The organism is Streptomyces sp. NPDC044719 (assembly GCF_056433405.1).
The window spans coordinates 446,303-467,300 of the sequence record NZ_JBWKHE010000006.1 but is presented as its reverse complement, the minus strand read 5'-3'; the positions used below and the strand labels follow the sequence as shown (position 1 = coordinate 467,300).

Below are 20,998 nucleotides of genomic sequence, written 5' to 3'. Positions count from 1 at the left end.
CGACGAGGGGGAGTCCATGACCGAGGCACGCACCTGTCAACGCCCCACCTGCACGGGCACCTACGAAGACGTGGGCGGCGGCGAGCTGTACTGCGACACCTGCGGCCTCGCGCCGGTCGTCGCACCGAACGGCATGGTCGCCTCGCCCCCCACCGGCATCACCGCCGGCGGCAAGGGCGGCTCGCGCGGCTCGGGCGCCAGTAACAGCTCCCGCTCCAGCAGCCGCAGTTCGCGTACGTCGTCCCAGTCGTCGAAGTCCCGCCGCTCGGTGTCGGGGCGCCTCTCGCGCTCCCTGTCGGGCAAGTCGACGAGCCGCTCGGTGTCGGTGCGCAGCTCCGGTTCCGGCGCCGGTTCCTCCTCCCGGGGGCGGCTGGGCGCAGGACTGGTGCAGGTGCCGCCGATCCCGCGGCCCGACCCGCGTGAGATGGTCCTGGACAACCCCGAGGTGCCCGAGCGGAAGCGGTTCTGCTCGCGCTCGGACTGCGGGGCTCAGGTGGGCCGGGCGCGCGGTGACCGGCAGGGGCGCACGGAGGGGTTCTGCACCAAGTGCGGCCACCCGTACTCGTTCGTGCCGAAGCTCAAGTCCGGTGACGTCGTGCACGGCCAGTACGAGGTGGTCGGCTGCCTCGCGCACGGCGGCCTGGGCTGGATCTACCTCGCCGTCGACCGGGCGGTCTCGGACCGCTGGGTGGTCCTCAAGGGCCTGCTGGACACCGGCGACCAGGACGCTATGGCCGCGGCGATCTCCGAGCGGCGCTTCCTCGCGGAGATCGAGCACGCCAACATCGTGCGGATCTACAACTTCGTGGAGCATCTGGACCAGCGCACGGGCTCCCTCGACGGCTACATCGTCATGGAGTACGTCGGCGGCAAATCGCTGAAGGAGATCGCCAACGGCCGTCGCACAGCGCAGGGCAGACGCGATCCGCTGCCGGTGGAGCAGGCCTGCGCGTACGGCATCGAGGCGCTGGAGGCGCTCGGCCATCTGCACAGCCGCAACCTGCTGTACTGCGACTTCAAGGTCGACAACGCGATCCAGACCGAGGACCAGCTCAAGCTGATCGACATGGGCGCGGTGCGCAGGATGGACGACGAGGAGTCGGCCATCTACGGCACGGTGGGCTACCAGGCGCCGGAGGTGGCCGAGGCCGGCCCGTCGGTGGCGAGCGACCTCTTCACCGTCGCCCGCACGCTCGCCGTCCTGACCTTCGACTTCCAGGGCTACACGAACGTCTATGCCGACTCCCTGCCGGACCCGGACCACATCGAGGTCTTCCGGCAGTACGAGTCCTTCTACCGCCTCCTGGTCCGCGCCACCGACCCCGATCCGGCCCGCCGGTTCGCCTCCGCGCAGGAGATGACCGAGCAGCTGACCGGCGTCCTGCGGGAGGTCGTCTCCCTCCAGACGGGCCGCGCCCGGCCCGCCCTGTCCACCCTGTTCGGGCCCGAACTGCGGGTCACGGACACGGAGCTGTTCCCGAGGCTGGACGGTGAGGTGTCCCGGCTGGGGGCGCGGGAGGTGCGGACCCGGCGCGGTTCCCAGCCCGCCGCCGCGCTGCCCGCCGCCGCGCCGACCGCTGCGGCGCCGACCGCTGGGGCGCTGCCCGCCGCTCCCGCCTCGGCCGCGGCTCAGCTTCACACTGGCGGGCAGCACCCCCACGCCCCGCTTCCCACCGGCCTGGTCAGAGCCGTCGACGCCCCCGCCGCCACCCTCGCCCTGCCCGTTCCCCGGGTCGATCCGTCCGACCCCAACGCCGGTTTCCTGGCGGGCCTGATGACCTCCGCTCCGGCCGAGCTGCTCGGCGCCCTCGCGGCCGCCCCGGCCCCGTCGACCGAGACACGGCTGCGGCAGATCCGGGCCTGGCTGGAGACCGGTGAACCGGCCGCCGCGCTGGAGGCCCTGGTCGCGCTGGAAGGCGAGCGGCCCGACGACTGGCGGGTGGTCTGGTACCGGGGCGTGGCCGCGCTGGTGACCGGAGACGACGAGGGCGCCGCGCTCGCCTTCGACGCGATCTACGACGCCTTCCCCGGCGAGATCGCGCCCAAGCTGGCGCTGGCTCTGTGCGCGGAGGTTCTGGGCCAGCTCGACAACGCCGCCGAGTACTACCGGCTGGTGTGGTCGACCGACCCGAGCTATGTGAGCGCCGCGTTCGGGCTGGCCCGCGTACAGCTGGCCACGGGTGATCGGCACAGCGCCGTACGGACGCTGGAGTCGGTCCCGGAGTCCTCCATCCACTACACGGCCGCGCGCGTGGCGGCCGTACGGGCGCGGCTGAGGCAGCGCACGGCGGCGGCTTCCGACGTACCGTTCCTGGAGGATCTCACGGCCGCCGCGGCGCAGGTCGAGGCGCTGGAGGCGTACGGTCTGGACCCGGCGCGGCGGGAGCAGTTGTCGGCCGAAGTCCTCGGCAGTGCGCTGGACTGGGTACTCTCCGGGGGCCAGGGTTCCGTCCCTCCCGCCGCCGGGGGACGGACGCTGCTCGGCAGCGGCCTGGACGAGCGGGGCCTGCGTTTCGGTCTGGAACGCTCGTACCGCACGCTGGCCCGGCTGGCGCGGGGCGGCGAGGAGAGGATCGACCTGGTGGAACGTGCCAATCGTTACCGCCCCCGGACGTGGGTGTAGTTGATGTCGCAGATGCCCCAGTTGTCCGCCTGCCCGAGTTGCGAGGAACCCCTCGAATCGGGTGACCGTTTCTGCGGCGCGTGCGGATATGACCTGTCCGCCGTGCCCGAGCGGCCGCAGGACAACCCGACCATCACCATGAACGGCTCGGTGCCCGCCCAGGGCGCTCCGGCCGGTGAGTATCCCGAGCGCCCGCCGGCGCCACCCGCCGGCGTGCCCTGGCCGGCGCCAGGGTCGGCGGCCCCTCAGGCCCCGGCCCCGGTCGGGCCCATGCCACCGGAGGCGCCCCCGGCCGCCGGCGTACGGTTCGACCGGCGGCCCGACGGACATGCCGCGCCGCCGGAGACGTATCAGACCCAGCCCGGTCAGACCCACCCCGATCAGATGCAGCCCGACGAGTACCTCCTCCAGGCACCGGACCCACGGGTGTCCGCCGAGCCGCCGGCCCCGGCCGCCGGCGCCGGCGGCAAGGTCTGCGTGGCCTGCCGTGCCGGCCGTGTGGACGATGACGGCTACTGCGAGAACTGCGGCCACGCCCAGCCGCGTGAACGGGACCACATGGAGCAGGAGTCCGGCCCGGTGGCCGCGGTCAGCGACCGCGGTCTGCGCCACCACCGCAACGAGGACGCGTTCGCCATCGGCACCACCGCGCTGCCCGACGGCACTCCCGCCTCCGTGGCGATCGTCTGCGACGGCGTCTCCTCGGCGACCCGCCCCGACGACGCCTCCCAGGCGGCGTCGAGGGCCGCGAGCGAGGCGGTGCTGGCCACCCTGCCGCGCGGCGCGCACCCGCAGCAGGCGATGCACGACGCGATCGTCGCCGCCTCACGCGCCGTCAACTCGCTCGCCGAGGAGCCCGCCACGGCCCGCGAGCAGGCCCCGCACCAGAACGCCCCGGCGTGCACCATCGTCGGCGCCGTGGTGACGTCCGGACTGCTGATCGTCGGCTGGGTCGGCGACAGCCGCGCCTACTGGGTCCCGGTCGACCGGAGCGCTCCCCCCGCCCGGCTCACCGAGGACGACTCGTGGGCCGCGCAGATGGTCGCAGCGGGCCTGATGAACGAGGCCGAGGCCTACGCCGACGAGCGCGCCCACGCGATCACCGGCTGGCTCGGCGCGGACGCCTACGAGCTGGAACCGCACACCGCCGCGTTCAAGCCGGACCGGCCGGGCGTGGTGGTCGTCTGCACGGACGGGCTGTGGAACTACGCGGAGGCGGCCGAGGAGATGGCCCGTGTCCTCCCGCTCGACGCCGCCGCGCATCCGCTGCACAGCGCCCGGGTGCTCGTCGGCCACGCCCTGGACGGCGGGGGCCACGACAACGTAACAGTGGCCCTCGTGCCGTTCCCCGCCGTGCCTCAGGGGGCAGGATCGGCCTGAGGCCACGTACGGGGACGCCTCGGCGGACCGGAGGGGACCGGTCCGCCTACCGTCATCACCCCGCTCCGGTGGGGGCTTTCGAGGGGGATCGAAGCAGGCATGGCCATTTTCTCGAAGTCGAACGTGCCGCAGTTCTCGGTGGACGTGTACCAGAACGAGTACCTGCCGGAGGGCGCCGTCGAGGTCAACGCCATCGTCACGGTGACGGCGACCGGCGGCGGCACGATCGGCAGCGCGGTCGCGGCTCCCCACCTCTACTCGCCCGGCCAGGGCCCGTCCGCGGCGGTGGCGGTCATGGTCGACTGCTCGGGGTCGATGGACTACCCCCCGACCAAGATGCGCAACGCCCGGGACGCCACGGCCGCCGCGATCGACACCCTGCGCGACGGCGTGCACTTCGCGGTGATCGGCGGGACGCACGTGGCCAAGGAGGTCTATCCGGGCGGCGGTCGCGTCGCGGTCGCCGACTCCACCACCCGCGCGCAGGCCAAGCAGGCGCTGCGCTCGCTCAGCGCGGGCGGCGGCACGGCCATCGGCACCTGGCTGAAACTCGCTGACCGCCTGCTCTCCTCCGCGGACGTCGCCATCCGGCACGGCATCCTGCTCACAGACGGCCGCAATGAGCACGAATCGCCCGAGGACCTGAAGGCCGCGCTCGACGCGTGCGCGGGGCGATTCACCTGTGACGCGCGCGGCGTGGGCACCGACTGGGAAGTGAAAGAAGTCACAGGGATCGCCTCGGCCCTGCTCGGCACCGCCGATATCGTCGCCGATCCGGCCGGGCTCGCCGCCGACTTCACACACATGATGGAGACGGCGATGGGCAAGGAGGTCGCGGACGTCTCCCTGCGGCTGTGGACCCCGGTCGACACCACGGTGAAGTTCGTCAAGCAGGTCGCTCCGACGGTCGAGGAACTGACCGGCCGGCGCACCGAGGCGGGCCCCCGTGCGGGCGACTACCCCCTTGGTTCCTGGGGAGACGAGTCCCGTGACTACCACGTCTGTGTCGAGGTCCCGGCCGCGCACCTCGGGCAGGAGATGCTGGCGGCGCGGATCTCGCTGGTCATTCCGCAGCCCGACGGCAGCGTCCAGAACCTCGGCGCGCAGGGCCTGGTGCGGGCCGTGTGGACCGACGACATGGTCGCCTCGACGTCGATCAACCCTCAGGTGGCCCACTACACCGGCCAGGCCGAACTGGCACAGGTCATCCAGCAAGGGCTGGACCTTCGCAAATCCGGGGATATGGATGGAGCAACGGCCAAACTGGGCCGGGCCGTTCAGCTCGCGAGTGCCTCCGGGAACGCCGATACTGCGAAACTGCTTGCGAAGGTGGTGGACGTGGTCGATGCCGCGACCGGTACTGTGCGACTGAAGGCGAAGGTTCAGGAGGCCGACGAGATGACGCTCGAGACCCGGTCCACCAAGACCGTTCGTGTAAAGAAGTGACCTAGAAGAGATCGAAGGAGGGACGGGCCGACATGCCGACCTGCCCGAACGGACACCAGTCGGGTTCCGACGACTGGTGCGAGGTCTGCGGTCACCGCATGGCGGGTGCCGTGCCTCCGCCCCCTCCACCGCCCCCGCCCGGCGGCTACGGCTTCCCGCCGCCGCCCGGCCCCGGCGGTCCCGGTGGTCCGGGTGGCCCCGGAGGCCCGCCCGGCGGTCCCGGTGGGCGCCCTCCGCACCTGTCCGCCGTGCCGAACGCCGAGCCGGAGCTCTGCCCGCAGTGCCGTACGCCGCGTGAGGGCGGCGCACCGTTCTGCGAGGAGTGCCGGTGGAACTTCCTGACGAACACGGCGACCTCGTACACCCCCGCGGCCCCGCCCCCGCAGGCGCCCGGCCCGGGCGTGCGTTTCCAGCCTCCGGGCCAGCCCGGCCCCGGCCCGTCGGGTCCGTCCTACGGCGGCGGTGACTCGTACGAGTACCAGGGCTCCCGCCCGTCGCAGATGAATCGTCCGGCCGAGCCGATCCCGCCGTTCGGCAGCGATCCCTCGGGCCCTCCGCCTCCTCCCGGCGGCGGTTTCCCCGGACCGGGCGGTGCGCCCGGCCCCGGTGGTTACCCCGGTCCCGGCGGCCCTCCGGGGCCTGGTGGGTCTCCCGGCCCCGGCGGTCCCTCCGGTCCTGGTGGTCCTTCCGGCCCGCCCGGATTCGGTGCCGACCCCTCGCGGCCGGTCCCGCCGCCGCCCGGCCCCGGCGGACCTGGTGGCCCCGGCGGCCCCGGTGCGCCCGGTGCGCCCGGTGCGCCGCAGGGTTTCCAGCAGTCCGGCCCGCCGGCTCCGCCCGGATTCCCGCAGGAGACCCAGCGGCCGCCGCAGCAGGGCGGTCCGTTCGGCGGCGGTGACGAGGACTGGGTGATCTCCCCGCCGACCACCGGCCCGGGCGGCCCTGGTGGCCCCGGCGGTCCCGGTGCCGGTCAGGGCGGCGGCTACGGCTTCCCTCCGCCCGGTGCGACGCAGGCCCCGCCCGCTCCCGGCCAGGGCGGTGGCTACGGCTTCCCCCAGCCCGGCGCCACCCAGGCCCCTCCCGGTCAGGGCGGTGGCTACGGCTACCCGCAGCCCGGCGCGACCCAGGCACCTCCGGGCCCCGGCGGCTTCCCGCAGCAGCCCCAGGCGCCGCAGGGACCCGCGACCTGGACCGCGACCATCGGCCCGGACCGCGACTACTTCATGGCGATGATGCAGCGCTCCGGCCCCGAGGCCGCAGGCCTGAACCTGCCCGCGTACTCGCCCGAGCAGCAGCGCACGCTCACCGGCAACCAGATCACGATCGGCCGCCGCCGGCACTCCACCGGCGACACCCCCGACGTCGACCTGGCGGTGCCGCCGGAGGACCCGGGCGTCTCGCACCAGCACGCGGTGCTGGTCCAGCAGCCGGACGGCAGCTGGGCGGTCGTCGACCAGAACTCGACGAACGGCACGACGGTCAACGGCTCGGACGAGCCCATCCAGCCGTTCGTCCCCGTTCCGCTGCAGGACGGTGACCGGGTGCACGTCGGCGCCTGGACGACGATCACGATCCGCCGGGGCTGAGTCCCACCGGGCTCACCACGGCGGCCGGGCATCCGTGCTCAGGACGGGAGGGGCCAGGCGTACGGCCCCTCCGGGTCGTCCAGCCAGGCCCACTCGTGGTCGCCGCTGACCGTGATGCCGTAGCGCTCCCGCTGCGGCATGCCCTCCTGCTCCCACAGCGCGTGCGCCTCCTGCGGATCGAGGCTGCCGCGGGTCAGCGTCAGCAGGAAGCGGAACAGGTCGTCCTCCCTGGCCCGGCGCGGCACCCCGCCCAGTTGGGCGGGTTCGCCCCAGGACCGGCTCCCGCCGCGCAGCGGCACGAAGTAGGCGGGCGTGTGCAGGAACCGTCCCTCGGCATGCCCGGCGTCGCGCACCGTCAGCACGATCAGGCCGGTGCCGAGTGGCATGAGGATCCGGCCGCCGGGACGGCTCTGCGCGAGCCAGGCGCGCGGCACGGTGCTCAGGGCGCAGGTGGCGATGATCCGGTCGAACGGCGCACGCTCGGGCACGCCCCGGGCACCGTCGCCGGTGACGACCACCGGCTGGTACCCGGCCGCGGCCAGGTGCCGGCGGGCCGACTCGGTGATCTCCGGGTCGAGGTCGACGGTGGTGACCTTGTCGTCGCCCAGCCGGTGGGCGAGCAGCGCCGCGTTGTAGCCGGTACCGGCGCCGATCTCCAGGACCGCGTTCCCGTCCCTCACGCACAACGCGGCCAGCATGTCCGCCATCAGGGAGGGCTGGCTGCTGGAGGAGAGCAGTTCGCCGTCGCGCAGCCGCGTCGCCAGCGGGGTGTCCTCGTAGGCACCACGCACCCACCGCTCACGCGCCCGGGGGTCGGGGCTCTCGCCCCAGCGTCGTTCGTAGCCGCCGGCGACGCCGACGTAGTAGTACGGCACGAAGAGATGGCGCGGGACCGCCGCGAACGCCTCGCGCCAACCCGGGTCGGCGGCCCAGGCCCCGCTCGCCTCGATCCGGCGCACCAGCGCCGCCCGCGCGGAGGCGGCGAGCCCGTCCGGCCCGTCCGGTTCCCTGTCGGGTGCATGCCCGCCCATACCCCCACAGTAAGGGCAGCGGTGCCGGGTAGTGGGCGGGTCCTAGGCCTTGAGTCCTATGTCCCCGCGTCTGAGAGCATGGAGGGCGTGAATGAGATTCGGCGCGGCACGCTTCAGGAGCAGACCTTCTACGAGCAGGTCGGCGGGGAGGAGACCTTCCGTCGGCTCGTTCACCGTTTCTACGAGGGAGTCGCCGAGGACCCGCTGCTGCGGCCCATGTATCCCGAGGAGGACCTGGGCCCGGCCGAAGAGCGCCTGGTGCTGTTCCTCATCCAGTACTGGGGCGGCCCGACGACGTACAGCGACAACCGCGGCCATCCCCGCCTGCGGATGCGGCACGCGCCCTTCACGGTCGACCGTGCGGCGCATGACGCCTGGCTGAAGCACATGCGGGTCGCCGTCGACGAACTCGGGCTGTCCGAGGAGCACGAGCACACGCTGTGGAGCTACCTGACGTACGCGGCGGCCTCGATGGTGAACGCGCCGGGCTGACCGCCCTGCGGGGCGCGGCTCAGCGGACGCTGACGTCCAGCGCCCCGAGCCCGGCACGCCGTACGGCGACGGATCCGTACGGCGTGCGCAGCCGGAGCCACGCGCCCGAGGAGAACAGCCCCAGCGGCACCCCCGGCCGCAGGAAGCCGAGCGACTGCGCGGCGTGCACGACCCGCACGGGGAGGCCGGTGTCGCCGACCGTACGGGACCAGATGTCCCGCCCGATCCGGTCCAGCTCGGCCCTGGTGCGCCGCTCGGACGGCAACTCCTGCGTACGGGACCGGAACTCGGCGACCACGGCCGCTACCAGGGACCGCAGGGCGTCCGGCGCGGGCAGCCCCGGCTCGGGCCGCCAGCCGCCGCGCGGCGGCAGCACACCGGCCCACGGCGGCCCGGTCACCGCACCCGGCACCACGGCCGTGGCGGCCTTCTCGTCCACCGACTCCAGCAGTTCACCGGCGGACACGGTCACGTCGAGCGTGACGTCCAGCCCGTTCTCGTACGGCTTCGCAAGACGCACCGCGCGCACGGCCAGCACCTCGAAGGACGGCGGCCGCCCGAAGACGGCGAGTGCGGTGCCAGCCGCTTGCAGGCGCACCGCGGCTCCACGGTCGTAGTGGAGCAGCCGGGAGAGGAAGGCCGCGAGATCCGCCGCCTCCCCCTCGTCGACGAGGTGCAGGACCGTCATGCGGCGACGGCCTCCTCCTCGGCGTCGTCCGTGTACTCCTGGAGGAACTCCCGCTCCTCCGCGGTGATCCGGCGCGGCCGCTGTGCCTCGAAGTCGAACGGCACGACCACCGTCGAGGCCCGGACGTAGACCACGTCGTCGTCCTTCACCTCGTAGGTGATGGTGAAGGACGCGGCCCGGATCTGGGTGATCCACAGCTCGATGTCCACCGGGTGGTGCCGGTGGACGAGCTGCCGCTTGTAGTCGATCTCATGGCGTGCCACCACGGACCCCTGCTGGAAATCCTTCTCCGGCCGGAAGAGGAAGTCGATGCGGGCTTCCTCCAGGTAGCGCACGAAGACCGCGTTGTTGACATGGCCGTACGCGTCCATGTCCGACCAGCGCAGCGGGCAGCGGTAGATGTGCCGCAAGATCGATCAGCCCCGGGTCAGCTTCTTGTAGGTGGCGCGGTGCGGACGGGTGGCGTCCGGGCCGAGCCGCTCGATCTTGTGCTTCTCGTACGACTCGAAGTTGCCCTCGAACCAGAACCACTTGGACTCGCCCTCGTAGGCGAGGATGTGGGTGGCGACGCGGTCCAGGAACCACCGGTCGTGGGAGACGACCACGGCGCAGCCGGGGAACTCGAGCAGCGCGTTCTCCAGGCTGCTCAGGGTCTCGACGTCGAGGTCGTTGGTCGGCTCGTCGAGGAGCAGCAGGTTGCCGCCCTGCTTGAGGGTGAGCGCGAGGTTCAGCCGGTTGCGCTCACCGCCGGAGAGCACCCCGGCCGGCTTCTGCTGGTCCGGGCCCTTGAAGCCGAAGGCGGAGACGTAGGCGCGGCTGGGCATCTCGACCTGGCCGACGTTGATGTAGTCGAGCTCGTCGGAGACCACGGCCCACAGGGTCTTCTTCGGGTCGATGTTCTCGCGGCTCTGGTCGACGTACGAGATCCTGACGGTCTCGCCGACCTTGATGGAACCGGAGTCCGGCTCCTCCAGGCCCTGGATCATCTTGAACAGGGTCGTCTTACCGGCGCCGTTCGGGCCGATGATGCCGACGATGCCGTTGCGGGGCAGCGTGAAGCTGAGGTCGTCGATGAGGACCTTCTCGCCGAAGGCCTTGCTGAGGTTGTTGATCTCGACGACGACACTGCCCAGACGCGGGCCCGGCGGGATCTGGATCTCCTCGAAGTCCAGCTTCCGCATCTTCTCGGCCTCGGCGGCCATCTCCTCGTAGCGGGCCAGACGCGCCTTGGACTTGACCTGACGTCCCTTGGCGTTGGACCGCACCCACTCGAGCTCTTCCTTCAGACGCTTCTGCCGCTTGGCGTCCTTCTGGCCCTCGACCTTGAGGCGGGCGGCCTTGGTCTCCAGGTACTTCGAGTAGTTGCCCTCGTAGGGGTAGAGGCGGCCGCGGTCGACCTCGCAGATCCACTGGGCGACGTTGTCGAGGAAGTACCGGTCGTGGGTGACCGCCACGACGGTGCCCGGGTACTTGGCCAGGTGCTGCTCCAGCCAGTTCACCGACTCGGCGTCGAGGTGGTTGGTGGGCTCGTCGAGCAGCAGCAGGTCGGGCTGCTCGAGCAGCAGCTTGCACAGCGCGACGCGGCGGCGCTCACCACCGGACAGGTTGGTGACGGGCCAGTCGCCGGGCGGGCAGCCCAGCGCGTCCATGGCCTGCTCCAGCTGCGCCTCGAGGTCCCACGCGTTGGCGTGGTCGAGGTCCTCCTGGAGCTTGCCCATCTCGTTCATGAGCTCGTCGGTGTAGTCGGTCGCCATCTGCTCGGCGATCTCGTTGAACCGGTCGAGCTTGCCCTTGACCCCGGCGACACCCTCCTGGACGTTCTCCAGGACGGTCTTGTCCTCGGTCAGCGGCGGCTCCTGCTGCAGGATGCCGACGGTGTAACCGGGCGTGAGGAAGGCGTCACCGTTGGACGGCTGCTCCAGACCCGCCATGATCTTCAGGATCGTCGACTTGCCGGCGCCGTTCGGGCCGACGACGCCGATCTTCGCTCCCGGGTAGAAGCTCGTCGTCACGTCGTCGAGGATCACCTTGTCGCCGTGCGCTTTGCGCGCCTTGCGCATGGTGTAAATGAACTCAGCCAAGAGAAACCGTCCGGCAGCTTGAAACTGGCAGTGGGCAGATACACCCCATCTTGCCGCAACGCCACGTCTTGGTGGTAACTCGTTTGCGCGGGGGGCGCTGACCTGGAGGTTTGTGGGTGAGTGGCTGAGATCTTGTCCCTCCTGCGGGTCCGGCGGGGCCTGGATCTCCTTCTCGCGCAGCGCCTGTGCCGGCTCGCGGTCTCGTCAGATCGGGCCGTGGATGTTCGACTTGCCGGTATGCAGGCTGTTCTTGTTGCGGGCATGCAGGCTGTTCTTGTCGCGGCGATCGCCGCATGAGTGGCATCGCGGCCCAGGCCGTCCGAACCGCGCGGCTGGATCTGCTGCCGCTGCTCGTCGAGCACGCCGAGGAGATGGCCGCGGTGCTGTCCGATCCGGCGCTGCACACCTTCATCGGCGGCACCCCGGACACCCCGCAAGCCCTGCGCTCGCGCTACCAGCGCATGGCCGCGGGCTCTCCCGATCCGGCCGTCTCCTGGCTGAACTGGGTGATCCGGCTGCGTGACGAGGCCTGCCTGACGGGCACGGTCCAGGCGACGATCACCTCCTCCAGCCACAGCCACGTCGCCGAAATCGCCTGGGTGGTGGGGGCCGCGTGGCAGGGAAGAGGCATCGCCACCGAAGCAGCCCGAGGGCTCGTCGACTGGCTCAGCCGGCATTCGGTGCGGACCGTCATCGCCCACATCCACCCCGAACATCAGGCCTCCGCTGCCGTCGCAGCTGCCGCCGGGCTCAGGCCCACCGGCGAACGGCTCGAAGGTGAGATCCGCTGGTGCCGGAATGTCAGGCAGTAGCCTCGCCGATCCACAGGTCCCGAGGCTCGGCCGGTCTGAATCGTCGGCCGAACTCGGCCTCGTGGCAGGCCGTGGCCCGTCGGCCTCCTACTCCCCTTGGGGCGTCTGGCCCGGGGCTACAAAGGGCTCGTCCTCTCCGAAGTCCGGGGCCTGGAAGGGGTTCGTGGCCGGCGGGGGCGATGCTGTGGCAGGGCGGCGGGGCGGTCCGTCCGGGGTGGAGAACGGCGAGGTCAGGTCGATGAGAGGTCTCCCTTTGAAGCCAGGGCGCCCGTGGGGGCCTGGCGTGTGGTGAGGGGTGCTGCGGGACTAGAGCTTGGTCATCTTCGCGTACGGGCTCAGGATCCGCTGTTCCACCGAGCCGCCGAAGTTCACGAGCGCCGCGATTCCCTCCTCGATACCGATCACCCGGCCGAGGCCGTAGATGTCGTGGGTGACCTGGTCGCCGACGGCGAAGTGCTTGGGAGCCGGCACGACCGGGGGTTTGAAGGGGCTGGTGGGCAGGTGACGCTTCGCGGAAGGCTTTGTCATTGCCTCAGTATGCGCCTGTGCGTACCCCAGTCACAGCGGCTGTCCATGGACGCTGTCCGAACGCACGCCCACCGAGCCCCCGTCTCACGCCCCTCACACCCCGAAATGCGCCCTCAACCGCCCCTGCGCCCCCTCCCTCGCCCCCACCCTGTCCAGCCCCAGCAGAGCCGCGCCGAGGACCGGGCCGGCCGTGACCGTCTGCGGGATCGCCTTCGGGGCCCGGTCCGACAGCAAGTCCTTGATCCGGCCGTTCAGCTGGGGGTGCTCGGCCGCCAGGACGCTCCCGCCCAGCAGGACCGGCGTCGGTTCGTTGACAAGGTCGAGGCGGGTGAGGGCCACCACGGCCATGGAGACCACCTCCTCGGCCTGGCGGTCGACAATGGTGAGGGAGATCGGGTCTCCTGTCGCCGCGGTCGCGAAGAGGACCGGAGTCAGCTCATGGCGTCGGGACGCCGCGATCCGGTCCAGGTGCAGTGCCTCGATCAGGGCGTACATGGACGCCAGGCCGAAGTGAGCGGGGAGGGTCCGGGACAGGGCCGTGGCGGGGCCGCGGCCGTCCTCCGCGCGGGACGCGTGCCACATCGCCTCCTCCGAGAGGCCCCAGCCGCCTCCCCAGTCGCCCGAGACCCTGCCCAGGGCCGGGAAGCGGGCCGTGCGGCCGTCGGGGCGCATGCCCACGCAGTTGATGCCGGCGCCGCAGACGACCGCGACGCCCCGGGGTTCCGTCACCCCCGCCCGCAGGATCGCGAACGTGTCGTTGCGGACCGTCACCGTCGTGCCCCACGCGCGTGCGTGCAGCGCCGCCGCCAACTGCTCCTCCTCGACGGGGAAGTCGGCGTTGGCCAGGCACGCCGAGACGTGATCCACGGAGGCGAGTCCGGCGGTGGTGAGGGCCTGGCGGACGGGGGCGGCGAGCGCGTCCATCGCCCTGTCCAGGCCGACCGACGGCGGGCGGAAGCCGGCCCCACGCGCCGTGGCCAGGACCTCTCCGTCCGCCGTCACGATCGCTACGTCCGTCTTGCTGTTGCCGGCGTCGATGGCGAGGACGGTTGCGGTCAGGCCCACGCGAGGTGCTCCCGGTTGTGTGCGATCAATCGATCCGTGAGTGTCTCGGCGTACTCGTACTGGGCGATGAGGGGGTGAGAGAGGAGAGCCTGGAAGACGCGCCTTCGGCCGCCGTGCAGGGCCGCCTCCAGGGCCAGGTGCTCGTACGCCGTCACGTTCGCCATCAGGCCCGCGTAGAGGGGGTTCACGGGGGCGACGGGGAGGGGGGACGCGCCCTTGGCGCCCACCGCCGCCTGTACCTCGATCACCGCGTCGTCGGGGAGGAACGGGAGCGTGCCCCGGTTGTAGGTGTTCACCACCTGGTACGGCGTACCGCCACCGCCCAGCAGCGCCGCCGCCAGGTCCACCGCCGCCTCCGAGTAGTACGCTCCGCCCCGCTTGGCGAGCAGCTCCGGCTTCTCGTCCAACGCCGGGTCCGCGTACATCGTCAGCAGTTCCGTCTCCATTGCCGCGACTTCGGCCGCCCTCGACGGCTTCGTCCGCAGTTCTCGTACGACCTCGTCGTGCGCGTAGTAGTACCGCAGGTAGTACGACGGGATCACGCCCAGGGTGTTCAGCAGAGTGCGGGGGAGGCGCAGGTCGCCGGCGATCCTCTCGCCGTGGTCCGCCAGCAGCTTGGGCAGGACGTCGTCGGCCTCCGGGCCGCCCAGGCGTACTCCCGTCTCCCAGGTGAGGTGGTTGAGGCCCACGTGGTCCAGGTGGACCTCGGGGGGTGCCACGCCGAGGAGCGCCGCGAACTTGCGCTGGAGGCCGATCGCCACGTTGCACAGGCCGACCGCCTTGTGGCCCGCCTCGAGCAGGGCGCGGGTCACGATGCCGACCGGATTGGTGAAGTCGATGATCCAGGCGTCGGGGCTGGTGCGGCGTACGCGGTCCGCGATGTCCAGGACGACCGGGACCGTGCGCAGGGCCTTGGCGAGGCCGCCGGCGCCCGTGGTCTCCTGGCCCACGCAGCCGCAGTCGAGGGGCCAGGTCTCGTCCTGCTCGCGGGCCGCCTGGCCGCCCACGCGGAGTTGGAGGAGGACCGCGTCCGCGCCGTCGACCGCCTGGTCGAGGTCGGTCGTGGTGGTGATGCGGCCGGGGTGGTCCTGGCGGGCGAAGATCCGGCGGGACAGGCCGCCGACCAGGGCCAGGCGGTCTTCCGCCGGGTCCATCAGGACCAGTTCCTCGATGGGCAGGGTGTCCCTGAGGCGGGCGAAGCCGTCCACGAGTTCGGGGGTGTAGGTCGAGCCTCCGCCGACCACGGTGAGTTTCATGTACGTCTAACCCTTTACTCCGGTGAGCGTGACACCCTCGACAAACGCCTTCTGGGCGAAGAAGAACACGAGGATCACGGGGGCCATGACCAGAACGGTCGCCGCCATGGTGAGGTTCCAGTCGGTGTGGTGGGCGCCCTTGAACGACTCCAGGCCGTAGGAGAGCGTCCAGGCGCCCGGGTTCTCCGAGGCGTAGATCTGCGGGCCGAAGTAGTCGTTCCACGCGTAGAAGAACTGGAAGAGCGCCACTGCCGCTATGCCCGGTTTGGCCATCGGGAGGACGACCTTGAGCAGGGTGCGCAGGTCGCCGCAGCCGTCGACCCTCGCCGCGTCCAAATATTCGTCGGGGATAGTCGTGAGGAACTGGCGCAGCAGGAAGATCGAGAACGCGTCGCCGAACGCCATGGGGATGATCAGCGGCCAGAGCGTGCCGGACAGGTCCAGCTGCTTCGCCCAGAACAGGTACATCGGGATGATGATGACCTGCGGCGGCAGCATCATCATCGAGATGACCAGCATCAACGCCAGATTGCGGCCCCGGAAGCGGAACTTGGCCAGGGCGTAGGCCACCGGGATCGAGGAGATCACCGTGAGGGCCGTGCCCAGGAACGCGTAGAAGAGGGTGTTCCGCCACCAGGTGAGGAAGCCGGGGGTGTCGAAGACCCTGCGGTAGTTGTCCCACTCCCAGGTGTGCGGGATCAGGTCGCGGCTGAGTGCCTGGCTGTCGCTCATGAGCGAGGTGAGGAGGACGAAGACGAAGGGGAGGGTGAAGAAGAGGGCCGCCGCGATGCCCAGGGAGTGGATCGCGATCCATTCCAGGAGCGCTCTGCGGTGGGCCGTGCGTTCCGCCGGGGTGGGCGGCGCCGTTCTCAGCCCCACCGGCTTTTCCAGTACTTGCGTCATCGGTCACCTGCGTTGATCAGGCCGCCCTTGCGGCGCATCAGGAGTGCGGTGAAGGCCATGGAGAGGGCGAAGAGCACCAGGGCCACCACACAGGCGGAGCCGTAGTCGAAGCGCTGGAAGCCCAGGTTGTAGACGAGTTGGGGGAGGGTGAGCGTGGACTTGTCCGGGTAGCCGGGCTCGAAGAGCGTGCCCGCGCCCTGGATCACACCCGAGGCGACCTTTCCGGCGATCAGCGGCTGTGTGTAGTACTGCATCGTCTGGATGACGCCGGTGACGACCGCGAACATGACGATCGGCGAGATGTTGGGGAGCGTGACGTAGCGGAAGCGCTGCCAGGGCGTCGCGCCGTCCAGTTCGGCCGCCTCGTACTGCTCCTTCGGTACGTCGAGCAGGGCCGCCATGAAGATGACCATCAGGTCGCCGATGCCCCACAGGGCCAGGAGGGTGAGGGCCGGCTTCGACCAGGCGGGGTCGTTGAACCAGCCGGGGGCGGGGAGCCCGATCCTCTCCAGTATGGAGTTGACGGGACCCGTGCCGGGGTTGAGCAGGAAGGCGAAGGCCATGGTCGCCGCCACGGGCGGGGCCAGGTAGGGCAGGTAGAAGAGGGTGCGGAAGACGCCTGTCGCTGTCTTGATCTTGGTGATCAGCAGGCCCACGCCCAGGCCGAAGGCGACCCGGAGCGTGACCATGATGACGACCAGCCACAGGGTGTTGCGCAGGGCGGGCCAGAACATGGGGTAGTGCTCGAAGACGTACGTCCAGTTCTTCGTGCCCGTCCAGGACGGCGGCTTGAAGCCGTCGTACTGCATGAAGGAGAAGTAGACGGTGGAGAGCAGGGGGTAGGCGAAGAAGACCGTGAAGCCGATCAGCCAGGGGGAGAGGAAGGCGAGGGTGCGCAGCGTCGAGCGGCGGTGTTTCGCCCGCAGTGTGTAGGTGCTCATCGTGCTCGTCGCCTACTTCGCCTGCGCGATGTCCGTGTCGATCTGCGCGGCCGTCTTCTTCAGGCCGGCCTTGAGGTCGGTCGCCTTGCCGCTTTCGTAGGCGTAGCCGAACTCCTGGACCGTGGTGAGGTAGACACCGCCGTTGACGGAGGCGGGAGCGGTGGTGGAGTGCGGGTTCGCGGCGATCTCCAGGAACGTCTTGAAACGCGGGTCGTACTTCAGCTTCGGGGACTTCAGGGCCGCGAGCGTCGACGGGACGTTGTGGATGGCGTTGGAGAAGTTCACCACCGCGTCCGTGTTCGTGGTCATGTACTTCACCAGCTCCCAGGCCGCGTTCTGCTTCTTGCTGGTCGCCGCGATACCGGCGATGGTGCCGGTGATGTAGCCCTTGCCGTACTGGTCGGCCTGGTCGTCGGGGACGGGCAGCGGGGCCACGCCGATGTCGAACTTCGGCTTGGTGTCCAGGGCCATGCCCAGGCGCCACTCGCCGTCGAGCTGCATGGCGACCTGGCCGGTGTGGAAGGGGTGCTTGGGGCCCCACTCGTCACCGAGCTTGGAGCGGTAGGTCTCCAGCTTGCGGTAGCCGCCGAGTTCGTCGACCAGCTTCTTCTGGACCGTGAACGCGGCCTCGAAAGCCGGGTCCTTGCCGACGTTCGACTTGCCGTCCTTGTCGAAGTACGTGGGGGAGAACTGGCCGAGGTAGTGCTCGGTGGTGGTCTCCCAGCCGTGGTAGTTCGGCATGAAGCCGAGCTGCTTGTAGGTGTCCCCCTGGGTGATCGTCAGCTTCTTGGCGACCCGCTCGAACTCGGACCAGGTCTTCGGCGGGCCGGCGATGCCGGCCTTCTCGAAGGCCGTCTTGTTGTAGTAGAGGCCGTACGCGTCGCCGAGGAGGGGGACCGCGCAGCGGTTCCCGTCGAACTGGGTGTACTCGTTCATCGCCTTCGGGAAGGTCTTCTCCGGGGCGATGCCGGACTTCTCGAAGAACGGGTTCAGGTCCACCAGGGCGCCGGAGGAGCAGAACTTTCCGACGCTGTTCGTGGTGAAGGACGAGATCACGTCCGGGGCCTTGGCGCCGCCGGTGCGCAGGGCCTGGTTCATCTTGTCGTCGGTCATGTTGCCGACGACGTTGACGTGGATGTTGGGGTGCGCCTTCTCGAAGCCGGCGACCAGGGACCGGACGGCCTTCACCTCGCCCGGCGCGCTCCAGGCGTGCCAGAAGTTGATGGTCGTCTCCTGCGAGGCGTCGTCGCTCGCGTCGGCGTCCGACTGGCCGGTGCACGCGGTGGTGAGGAGGGCGAGGGAAGCGGAGGCGGCGAGTGCGATGGCTGCTTTTCTGGATATTCCGGGCATGGCAGAGCTCCCTGAGGCACGGGGGAAGGGGAAGAAGGGAAAAGCGGGGAGGGGGGCGGGGTCAGCGGGAGGTGTCGAAGACCTCGTCGCGCGTCGTCGCGAGCGCGCTCTCCAGCGCGCCGCGCAGCACGGGGTGTTCACGGACGTCGCCCACGACCAGGCGGGGGCGTGACGCGGCCAGTTCCTCCAGTTCGGCCTGGACGAGGGCGCGCAGGGGCTCGCCGCCCGAGGTGAGGGACGCGCCGCTCAGCACGACGAGCTCGGGGTCGAGGACCGAGACCAGGGAGGCCAGGCCGGTGGCCAGCCGGGTCGCGTAGGTCTGCAGGAGGAGGCGGTGGGGTTCGTTGTCGCCCACCGGGTGCGCGGTGGCCTCGGTTCGCGCCGCCGCCCGGGCCACCAGTTCCGCCGCGGCCTCGGCGTACGGCCCCTGCGGGACGTCCTCGATGCCGAGTTCACGGGCCAGCCTGGGGACGGCCTGGGAACCGGCCAGCTCCTGGTATCCGCCGCTGTTGGCCTTGGTGACCTGGCGGACCAGGGGGGTGCCCGGCACCGGCAGGAAGCCGACCTCGCCGGCGCCGCCGCTCCAGCCGCGGTGCAGCCGGCCGCCGAGGACCAGGGCGGCTCCCAGGCCCTCCTGGTTCCACAGCAGCACGAAGTCCGCGTGACCCCGGGCCGCGCCGAGCCGCTGTTCGGCCAGGGCGACCAGGTTGACGTCGTTCTCGTACTCGAACGGCATCGGCAGGGCGGCGGCGAGCTCGTCCAGGAGGGTGGGGGAGTGCCAGCCGGGGAGGTGGGAGGCGTAGCGCAGGCGGCCGGTGGTGGGGTCGAAGGCGCCGGGGGTGCCGATCACGAGGCGGTGGATGTCGTCCCGGGCGAGGCCCGCCGCCTTCACCGCGCCGTCCAGGGCGTCGGTGACCTGCTGGACGACCGGGGTGCCGGTGCGCCTGCCGGGGGTGGGCAGTTCGTGCCGGCCGACCGTGCGGCCGGTGATGTCGGCGACCGCGGCGAGGATCCGCCGCGGGGTGACGTCGAGCCCGGCGGCGTGACCGGCGGCCGGGTTGACCTCGTAGAGCTGGGCGTTCGGGCCCGGCCGGCCTTCGGTGGTGCCGGTGGCCAGGACGAGGCCCGCCGCCTCCAGGCGGGCCAGGAGCTGCGAGGCGGTCGGCTTGGACAGGCCGGTGAGCTTGCCGATCCGCGTACGGGACAGCTGTCCGTGTTCCAGCAGCAGGTCGAGGGCGGCCCGGTCGTTCATGGCGCGCAGGACGCGTGGGGTGCCCGGCGTACCGGCGGTTCCTGCCATGCGTGTCCACACCTGCCCTTCGACTGCTCAGCTTCTCAATGATCAGGCGGGGAAGTCCATCAAGACCTGCCCGCCCACTGTTAGGAAACTTTCCTATCGATGGAGAGGAAGCTAAACCCGGCACCTTCGGGAGTCAAGAGGGCATGAGGAAAGGGCGGCACCCGGCCGAGCCGGATGCCGCCCTTTCGGGAGGCCGCTACTTCGTGGTGCTCGTCTACTTGGTGGTGCTCGTCGGAGCCGCGGGCGCGAGCGGGGACGCCGCCGCCGACTGCGGAGACGTGGCGTTCGCGTACACCGAGGGGGCCGCCATCCCCGCCGTCGGGTCGACGAGCTGCTCCTCCGCCGGGGCCGTGGCGCCGCCGACGATCCGGATGCCCGCCGCGTCGAAGGCCCGCTTGATGCGCCAGCGCAGCTCGCGCTCCACGGTCAGGGACTTGCCGGGCATCGTCTTGGCCGAGACGCGCACGACCATGGAGTCCAGCAGGACGCTGTCCAGGCCGAGGACCTCGATCGGGCCCCACAGCAGCTCGTTCCAGGGCTCCTCGGCGCCCATCTTCTCGGCGACCTCGTCCAGCGTGGCCTTGACCTTGTCCAGGTCCTCACCGGAGTGGACCGTGACGTCGACATTGGCGGTGGCCCAGCCCTGGGAGAGGTTGCCGATGCGCTTGACCTCGCCGTTGCGGACGTACCAGATCTCGCCGCCGTCGCCGCGCAGCTTGGTCACGCGCAGGCCCACCTCGATCACCTCGCCGGAGGCGACGCCCGCGTCGATGGTGTCGCCGACGCCGTACTGGTCCTCCAGGATCATGAAGACGCCGGACAGGAAGTCCGTGACGAGGTTGCGGGCGCCGAAACCGATCGCCACACCGGCGACACCGGCCGAGGCCAGCAGCGGGGCGAGGTTGATCTGGAAGGTGCCCAGGACCATCAGCGCGGCCGTGCCGATGATCAGGAACGACGCCACCGAGCGCAGCACCGAGCCGATGGCCTGCGAGCGCTGGCGCCGGCGCTCGACATTGACCAGCAGTCCGCCGATCGCGCCGCCGTCCAGGGACGGGACGTTCCGGTTCATGCGGTCTATCAGCTTGGTGATCGCCCGTCGCACGACGACCCTCAGCACCACCGCTATGACCACGATGAGCAGCACCCGCAGGCCGATCGCGAGCCATGTCGACCAGTTCTGCTCGATCCAGCCGGCGGCGTTCGTCGCGCTCTCGTGGGCGTCCTCCAGTGAGGGCACTCTCGGGCTCTGCGTATCCGAGGGGGTCGGCGACGGCGTGGGGTCGGCGGCCATCAGAACGGCGTCCGCGGGGGACATGGACACGGCGGGTACCTCCAGGTGCAGCGGTCTGCCCCGGTGGGGTGGTTCGGGGGTCTACGGAGAGTCAAGGTCACGACTGGGTCACCGAAGGGGCAGAACCACCACACTAACGGGGCATTGTGTGTGTTCCCTCGGAATGTGTGAAGGAGAGACCGTGCTCACCTGGGCTTGAACAGGCCATGATCTGGGGGATGAATC

General features: G+C 70.9%; 18 protein-coding genes. 6 read left to right on the top strand and 12 right to left on the bottom strand.

Going from position 1 to position 20,998, the window contains the following annotated elements; all coding sequences use genetic code 11:
* The first annotated feature begins 16 nt into the window (after window positions 1-16).
* The 4 genes from AC07DF_RS25650 to AC07DF_RS25635 all read left to right on the top strand — a co-directional run bounded on the left by AC07DF_RS25650 (window position 17) and on the right by AC07DF_RS25635 (window position 7,032).
* Window positions 17-2,623 (top strand): serine/threonine-protein kinase, encoded by a 2,607-nt coding sequence (locus AC07DF_RS25650; protein WP_478976244.1) that lies wholly within the window; start codon window positions 17-19, stop codon window positions 2,621-2,623.
* A 3-nt stretch (window positions 2,624-2,626) separates the two neighbouring features.
* Window positions 2,627-4,003, top strand: a complete 1,377-nt coding sequence (locus AC07DF_RS25645; protein WP_478975739.1) for a PP2C family protein-serine/threonine phosphatase — start codon at window positions 2,627-2,629, stop codon at window positions 4,001-4,003.
* Between the two features lie 99 nt (window positions 4,004-4,102).
* A complete protein-coding gene (locus tag AC07DF_RS25640; RefSeq protein WP_478975736.1) occupies window positions 4,103-5,449 on the top strand; it encodes a vWA domain-containing protein in 1,347 nt (448 codons plus the stop codon).
* A gap of 32 nt (window positions 5,450-5,481) precedes the next feature.
* Window positions 5,482-7,032 (top strand): FHA domain-containing protein, encoded by a 1,551-nt coding sequence (locus AC07DF_RS25635; RefSeq protein WP_478975733.1) that lies wholly within the window; start codon window positions 5,482-5,484, stop codon window positions 7,030-7,032.
* A 38-nt stretch (window positions 7,033-7,070) separates the two neighbouring features.
* On the opposite strand, the gene AC07DF_RS25630 is transcribed toward AC07DF_RS25635, so the two are convergent.
* The gene (locus AC07DF_RS25630; RefSeq protein ID WP_478975730.1) at window positions 7,071-8,063 is read right to left on the bottom strand and encodes a methyltransferase domain-containing protein; all 993 of its coding nucleotides are present in this window, start codon (window positions 8,061-8,063) and stop codon (window positions 7,071-7,073) included.
* A gap of 78 nt (window positions 8,064-8,141) precedes the next feature.
* On the opposite strand from AC07DF_RS25630, the gene AC07DF_RS25625 reads away from it, so the two are divergent.
* Window positions 8,142-8,555 (top strand): globin, encoded by a 414-nt coding sequence (locus AC07DF_RS25625; protein WP_215121340.1) that lies wholly within the window; start codon window positions 8,142-8,144, stop codon window positions 8,553-8,555.
* Window positions 8,556-8,574: 19 nt separating this feature from the next.
* Here the strand turns inward: AC07DF_RS25625 and AC07DF_RS25620 are convergent, their stop codons facing one another.
* From AC07DF_RS25620 to ettA, 3 genes are read right to left on the bottom strand one after another with little or no spacing between them, the layout of a single operon-like run.
* Window positions 8,575-9,243, bottom strand: coding sequence for a DUF8185 domain-containing protein (locus AC07DF_RS25620; RefSeq protein WP_478975725.1), 669 nt, complete (start codon window positions 9,241-9,243; stop codon window positions 8,575-8,577).
* A complete protein-coding gene (locus AC07DF_RS25615; RefSeq protein ID WP_328338823.1) occupies window positions 9,240-9,653 on the bottom strand; it encodes an acyl-CoA thioesterase in 414 nt (137 codons plus the stop codon). Before AC07DF_RS25615 ends, AC07DF_RS25620 begins: the two co-directional genes overlap by 4 nt.
* Before the next feature lie 6 nt (window positions 9,654-9,659).
* Window positions 9,660-11,324: an energy-dependent translational throttle protein EttA gene (gene ettA / locus AC07DF_RS25610; RefSeq protein WP_478975721.1), complete on the bottom strand. Its 1,665-nt coding sequence runs from the start codon at window positions 11,322-11,324 to the stop codon at window positions 9,660-9,662.
* Window positions 11,325-11,617: 293 nt separating this feature from the next.
* Here ettA and AC07DF_RS25605 point away from each other — a divergent pair, with 293 nt between their 5' ends.
* Window positions 11,618-12,136, top strand: a complete 519-nt coding sequence (locus AC07DF_RS25605) for a GNAT family N-acetyltransferase (protein ID WP_478975718.1) — start codon at window positions 11,618-11,620, stop codon at window positions 12,134-12,136.
* A 306-nt stretch (window positions 12,137-12,442) separates the two neighbouring features.
* On the opposite strand, the gene AC07DF_RS25600 is transcribed toward AC07DF_RS25605, so the two are convergent.
* From AC07DF_RS25600 to AC07DF_RS25565, 8 genes are all read right to left on the bottom strand, one after another.
* Window positions 12,443-12,664 carry a hypothetical protein gene (locus tag AC07DF_RS25600; RefSeq protein ID WP_184592772.1) on the bottom strand — a complete coding sequence of 74 codons (222 nt, stop codon included), beginning with the start codon at window positions 12,662-12,664 and terminating at the stop codon, window positions 12,443-12,445.
* Window positions 12,665-12,757: 93 nt separating this feature from the next.
* Window positions 12,758-13,729, bottom strand: coding sequence for an N-acetylglucosamine kinase (locus AC07DF_RS25595; RefSeq protein ID WP_478975715.1), 972 nt, complete (start codon window positions 13,727-13,729; stop codon window positions 12,758-12,760).
* Window positions 13,720-14,985: a 6-phospho-beta-glucosidase gene (locus AC07DF_RS25590; protein WP_478975712.1), complete on the bottom strand. Its 1,266-nt coding sequence runs from the start codon at window positions 14,983-14,985 to the stop codon at window positions 13,720-13,722. Before AC07DF_RS25590 ends, AC07DF_RS25595 begins: the two co-directional genes overlap by 10 nt.
* A 6-nt stretch (window positions 14,986-14,991) precedes the next feature.
* Window positions 14,992-15,888, bottom strand: coding sequence for a carbohydrate ABC transporter permease (locus tag AC07DF_RS25585; RefSeq protein WP_478975708.1), 897 nt, complete (start codon window positions 15,886-15,888; stop codon window positions 14,992-14,994).
* Window positions 15,885-16,829, bottom strand: a complete 945-nt coding sequence (locus tag AC07DF_RS25580; protein WP_478975705.1) for a carbohydrate ABC transporter permease — start codon at window positions 16,827-16,829, stop codon at window positions 15,885-15,887. The genes AC07DF_RS25585 and AC07DF_RS25580 overlap by 4 nt, the downstream gene beginning before the upstream one ends.
* A gap of 12 nt (window positions 16,830-16,841) precedes the next feature.
* Window positions 16,842-18,179 carry an ABC transporter substrate-binding protein gene (locus AC07DF_RS25575; protein WP_478975702.1) on the bottom strand — a complete coding sequence of 446 codons (1,338 nt, stop codon included), beginning with the start codon at window positions 18,177-18,179 and terminating at the stop codon, window positions 16,842-16,844.
* 61 nt (window positions 18,180-18,240) lie between these two features.
* Complete coding sequence (locus tag AC07DF_RS25570) at window positions 18,241-19,479, bottom strand: ROK family transcriptional regulator (protein WP_478975699.1); 1,239 nt, start codon at window positions 19,477-19,479, stop codon at window positions 18,241-18,243.
* 214 nt (window positions 19,480-19,693) lie between these two features.
* Window positions 19,694-20,797 (bottom strand): mechanosensitive ion channel family protein, encoded by a 1,104-nt coding sequence (locus AC07DF_RS25565; RefSeq protein WP_478976241.1) that lies wholly within the window; start codon window positions 20,795-20,797, stop codon window positions 19,694-19,696.
* Window positions 20,798-20,998 lie beyond the last annotated feature (201 nt).

Excerpts from the sequence above, each read along its gene's own strand:
- AC07DF_RS25580 (WP_478975705.1), bottom strand. The coding sequence starts at position 16,829 with ATGAGCACCTACACACTGCGGGCGAAACACCGCCGCTCGACGCTGCGC.
- AC07DF_RS25590 (WP_478975712.1), bottom strand. The coding sequence starts at position 14,985 with ATGAAACTCACCGTGGTCGGCGGAGGCTCGACCTACACCCCCGAACTC.
- AC07DF_RS25630 (WP_478975730.1), bottom strand. The coding sequence starts at position 8,063 with ATGGGCGGGCATGCACCCGACAGGGAACCGGACGGGCCGGACGGGCTC.
- AC07DF_RS25650 (WP_478976244.1), top strand. The coding sequence starts at position 17 with ATGACCGAGGCACGCACCTGTCAACGCCCCACCTGCACGGGCACCTAC.
- AC07DF_RS25575 (WP_478975702.1), bottom strand. The coding sequence starts at position 18,179 with ATGCCCGGAATATCCAGAAAAGCAGCCATCGCACTCGCCGCCTCCGCT.
- AC07DF_RS25600 (WP_184592772.1), bottom strand. The coding sequence starts at position 12,664 with ATGACAAAGCCTTCCGCGAAGCGTCACCTGCCCACCAGCCCCTTCAAA.
- AC07DF_RS25645 (WP_478975739.1), top strand. The coding sequence starts at position 2,627 with ATGTCGCAGATGCCCCAGTTGTCCGCCTGCCCGAGTTGCGAGGAACCC.
- AC07DF_RS25605 (WP_478975718.1), top strand. The coding sequence starts at position 11,618 with ATGAGTGGCATCGCGGCCCAGGCCGTCCGAACCGCGCGGCTGGATCTG.
- AC07DF_RS25635 (WP_478975733.1), top strand. The coding sequence starts at position 5,482 with ATGCCGACCTGCCCGAACGGACACCAGTCGGGTTCCGACGACTGGTGC.
- AC07DF_RS25570 (WP_478975699.1), bottom strand. The coding sequence starts at position 19,479 with ATGGCAGGAACCGCCGGTACGCCGGGCACCCCACGCGTCCTGCGCGCC.
- AC07DF_RS25620 (WP_478975725.1), bottom strand. The coding sequence starts at position 9,243 with ATGACGGTCCTGCACCTCGTCGACGAGGGGGAGGCGGCGGATCTCGCG.
- AC07DF_RS25640 (WP_478975736.1), top strand. The coding sequence starts at position 4,103 with ATGGCCATTTTCTCGAAGTCGAACGTGCCGCAGTTCTCGGTGGACGTG.
- AC07DF_RS25625 (WP_215121340.1), top strand. The coding sequence starts at position 8,142 with ATGGAGGGCGTGAATGAGATTCGGCGCGGCACGCTTCAGGAGCAGACC.
- AC07DF_RS25585 (WP_478975708.1), bottom strand. The coding sequence starts at position 15,888 with ATGACGCAAGTACTGGAAAAGCCGGTGGGGCTGAGAACGGCGCCGCCC.
- AC07DF_RS25565 (WP_478976241.1), bottom strand. The coding sequence starts at position 20,797 with ATGTCCCCCGCGGACGCCGTTCTGATGGCCGCCGACCCCACGCCGTCG.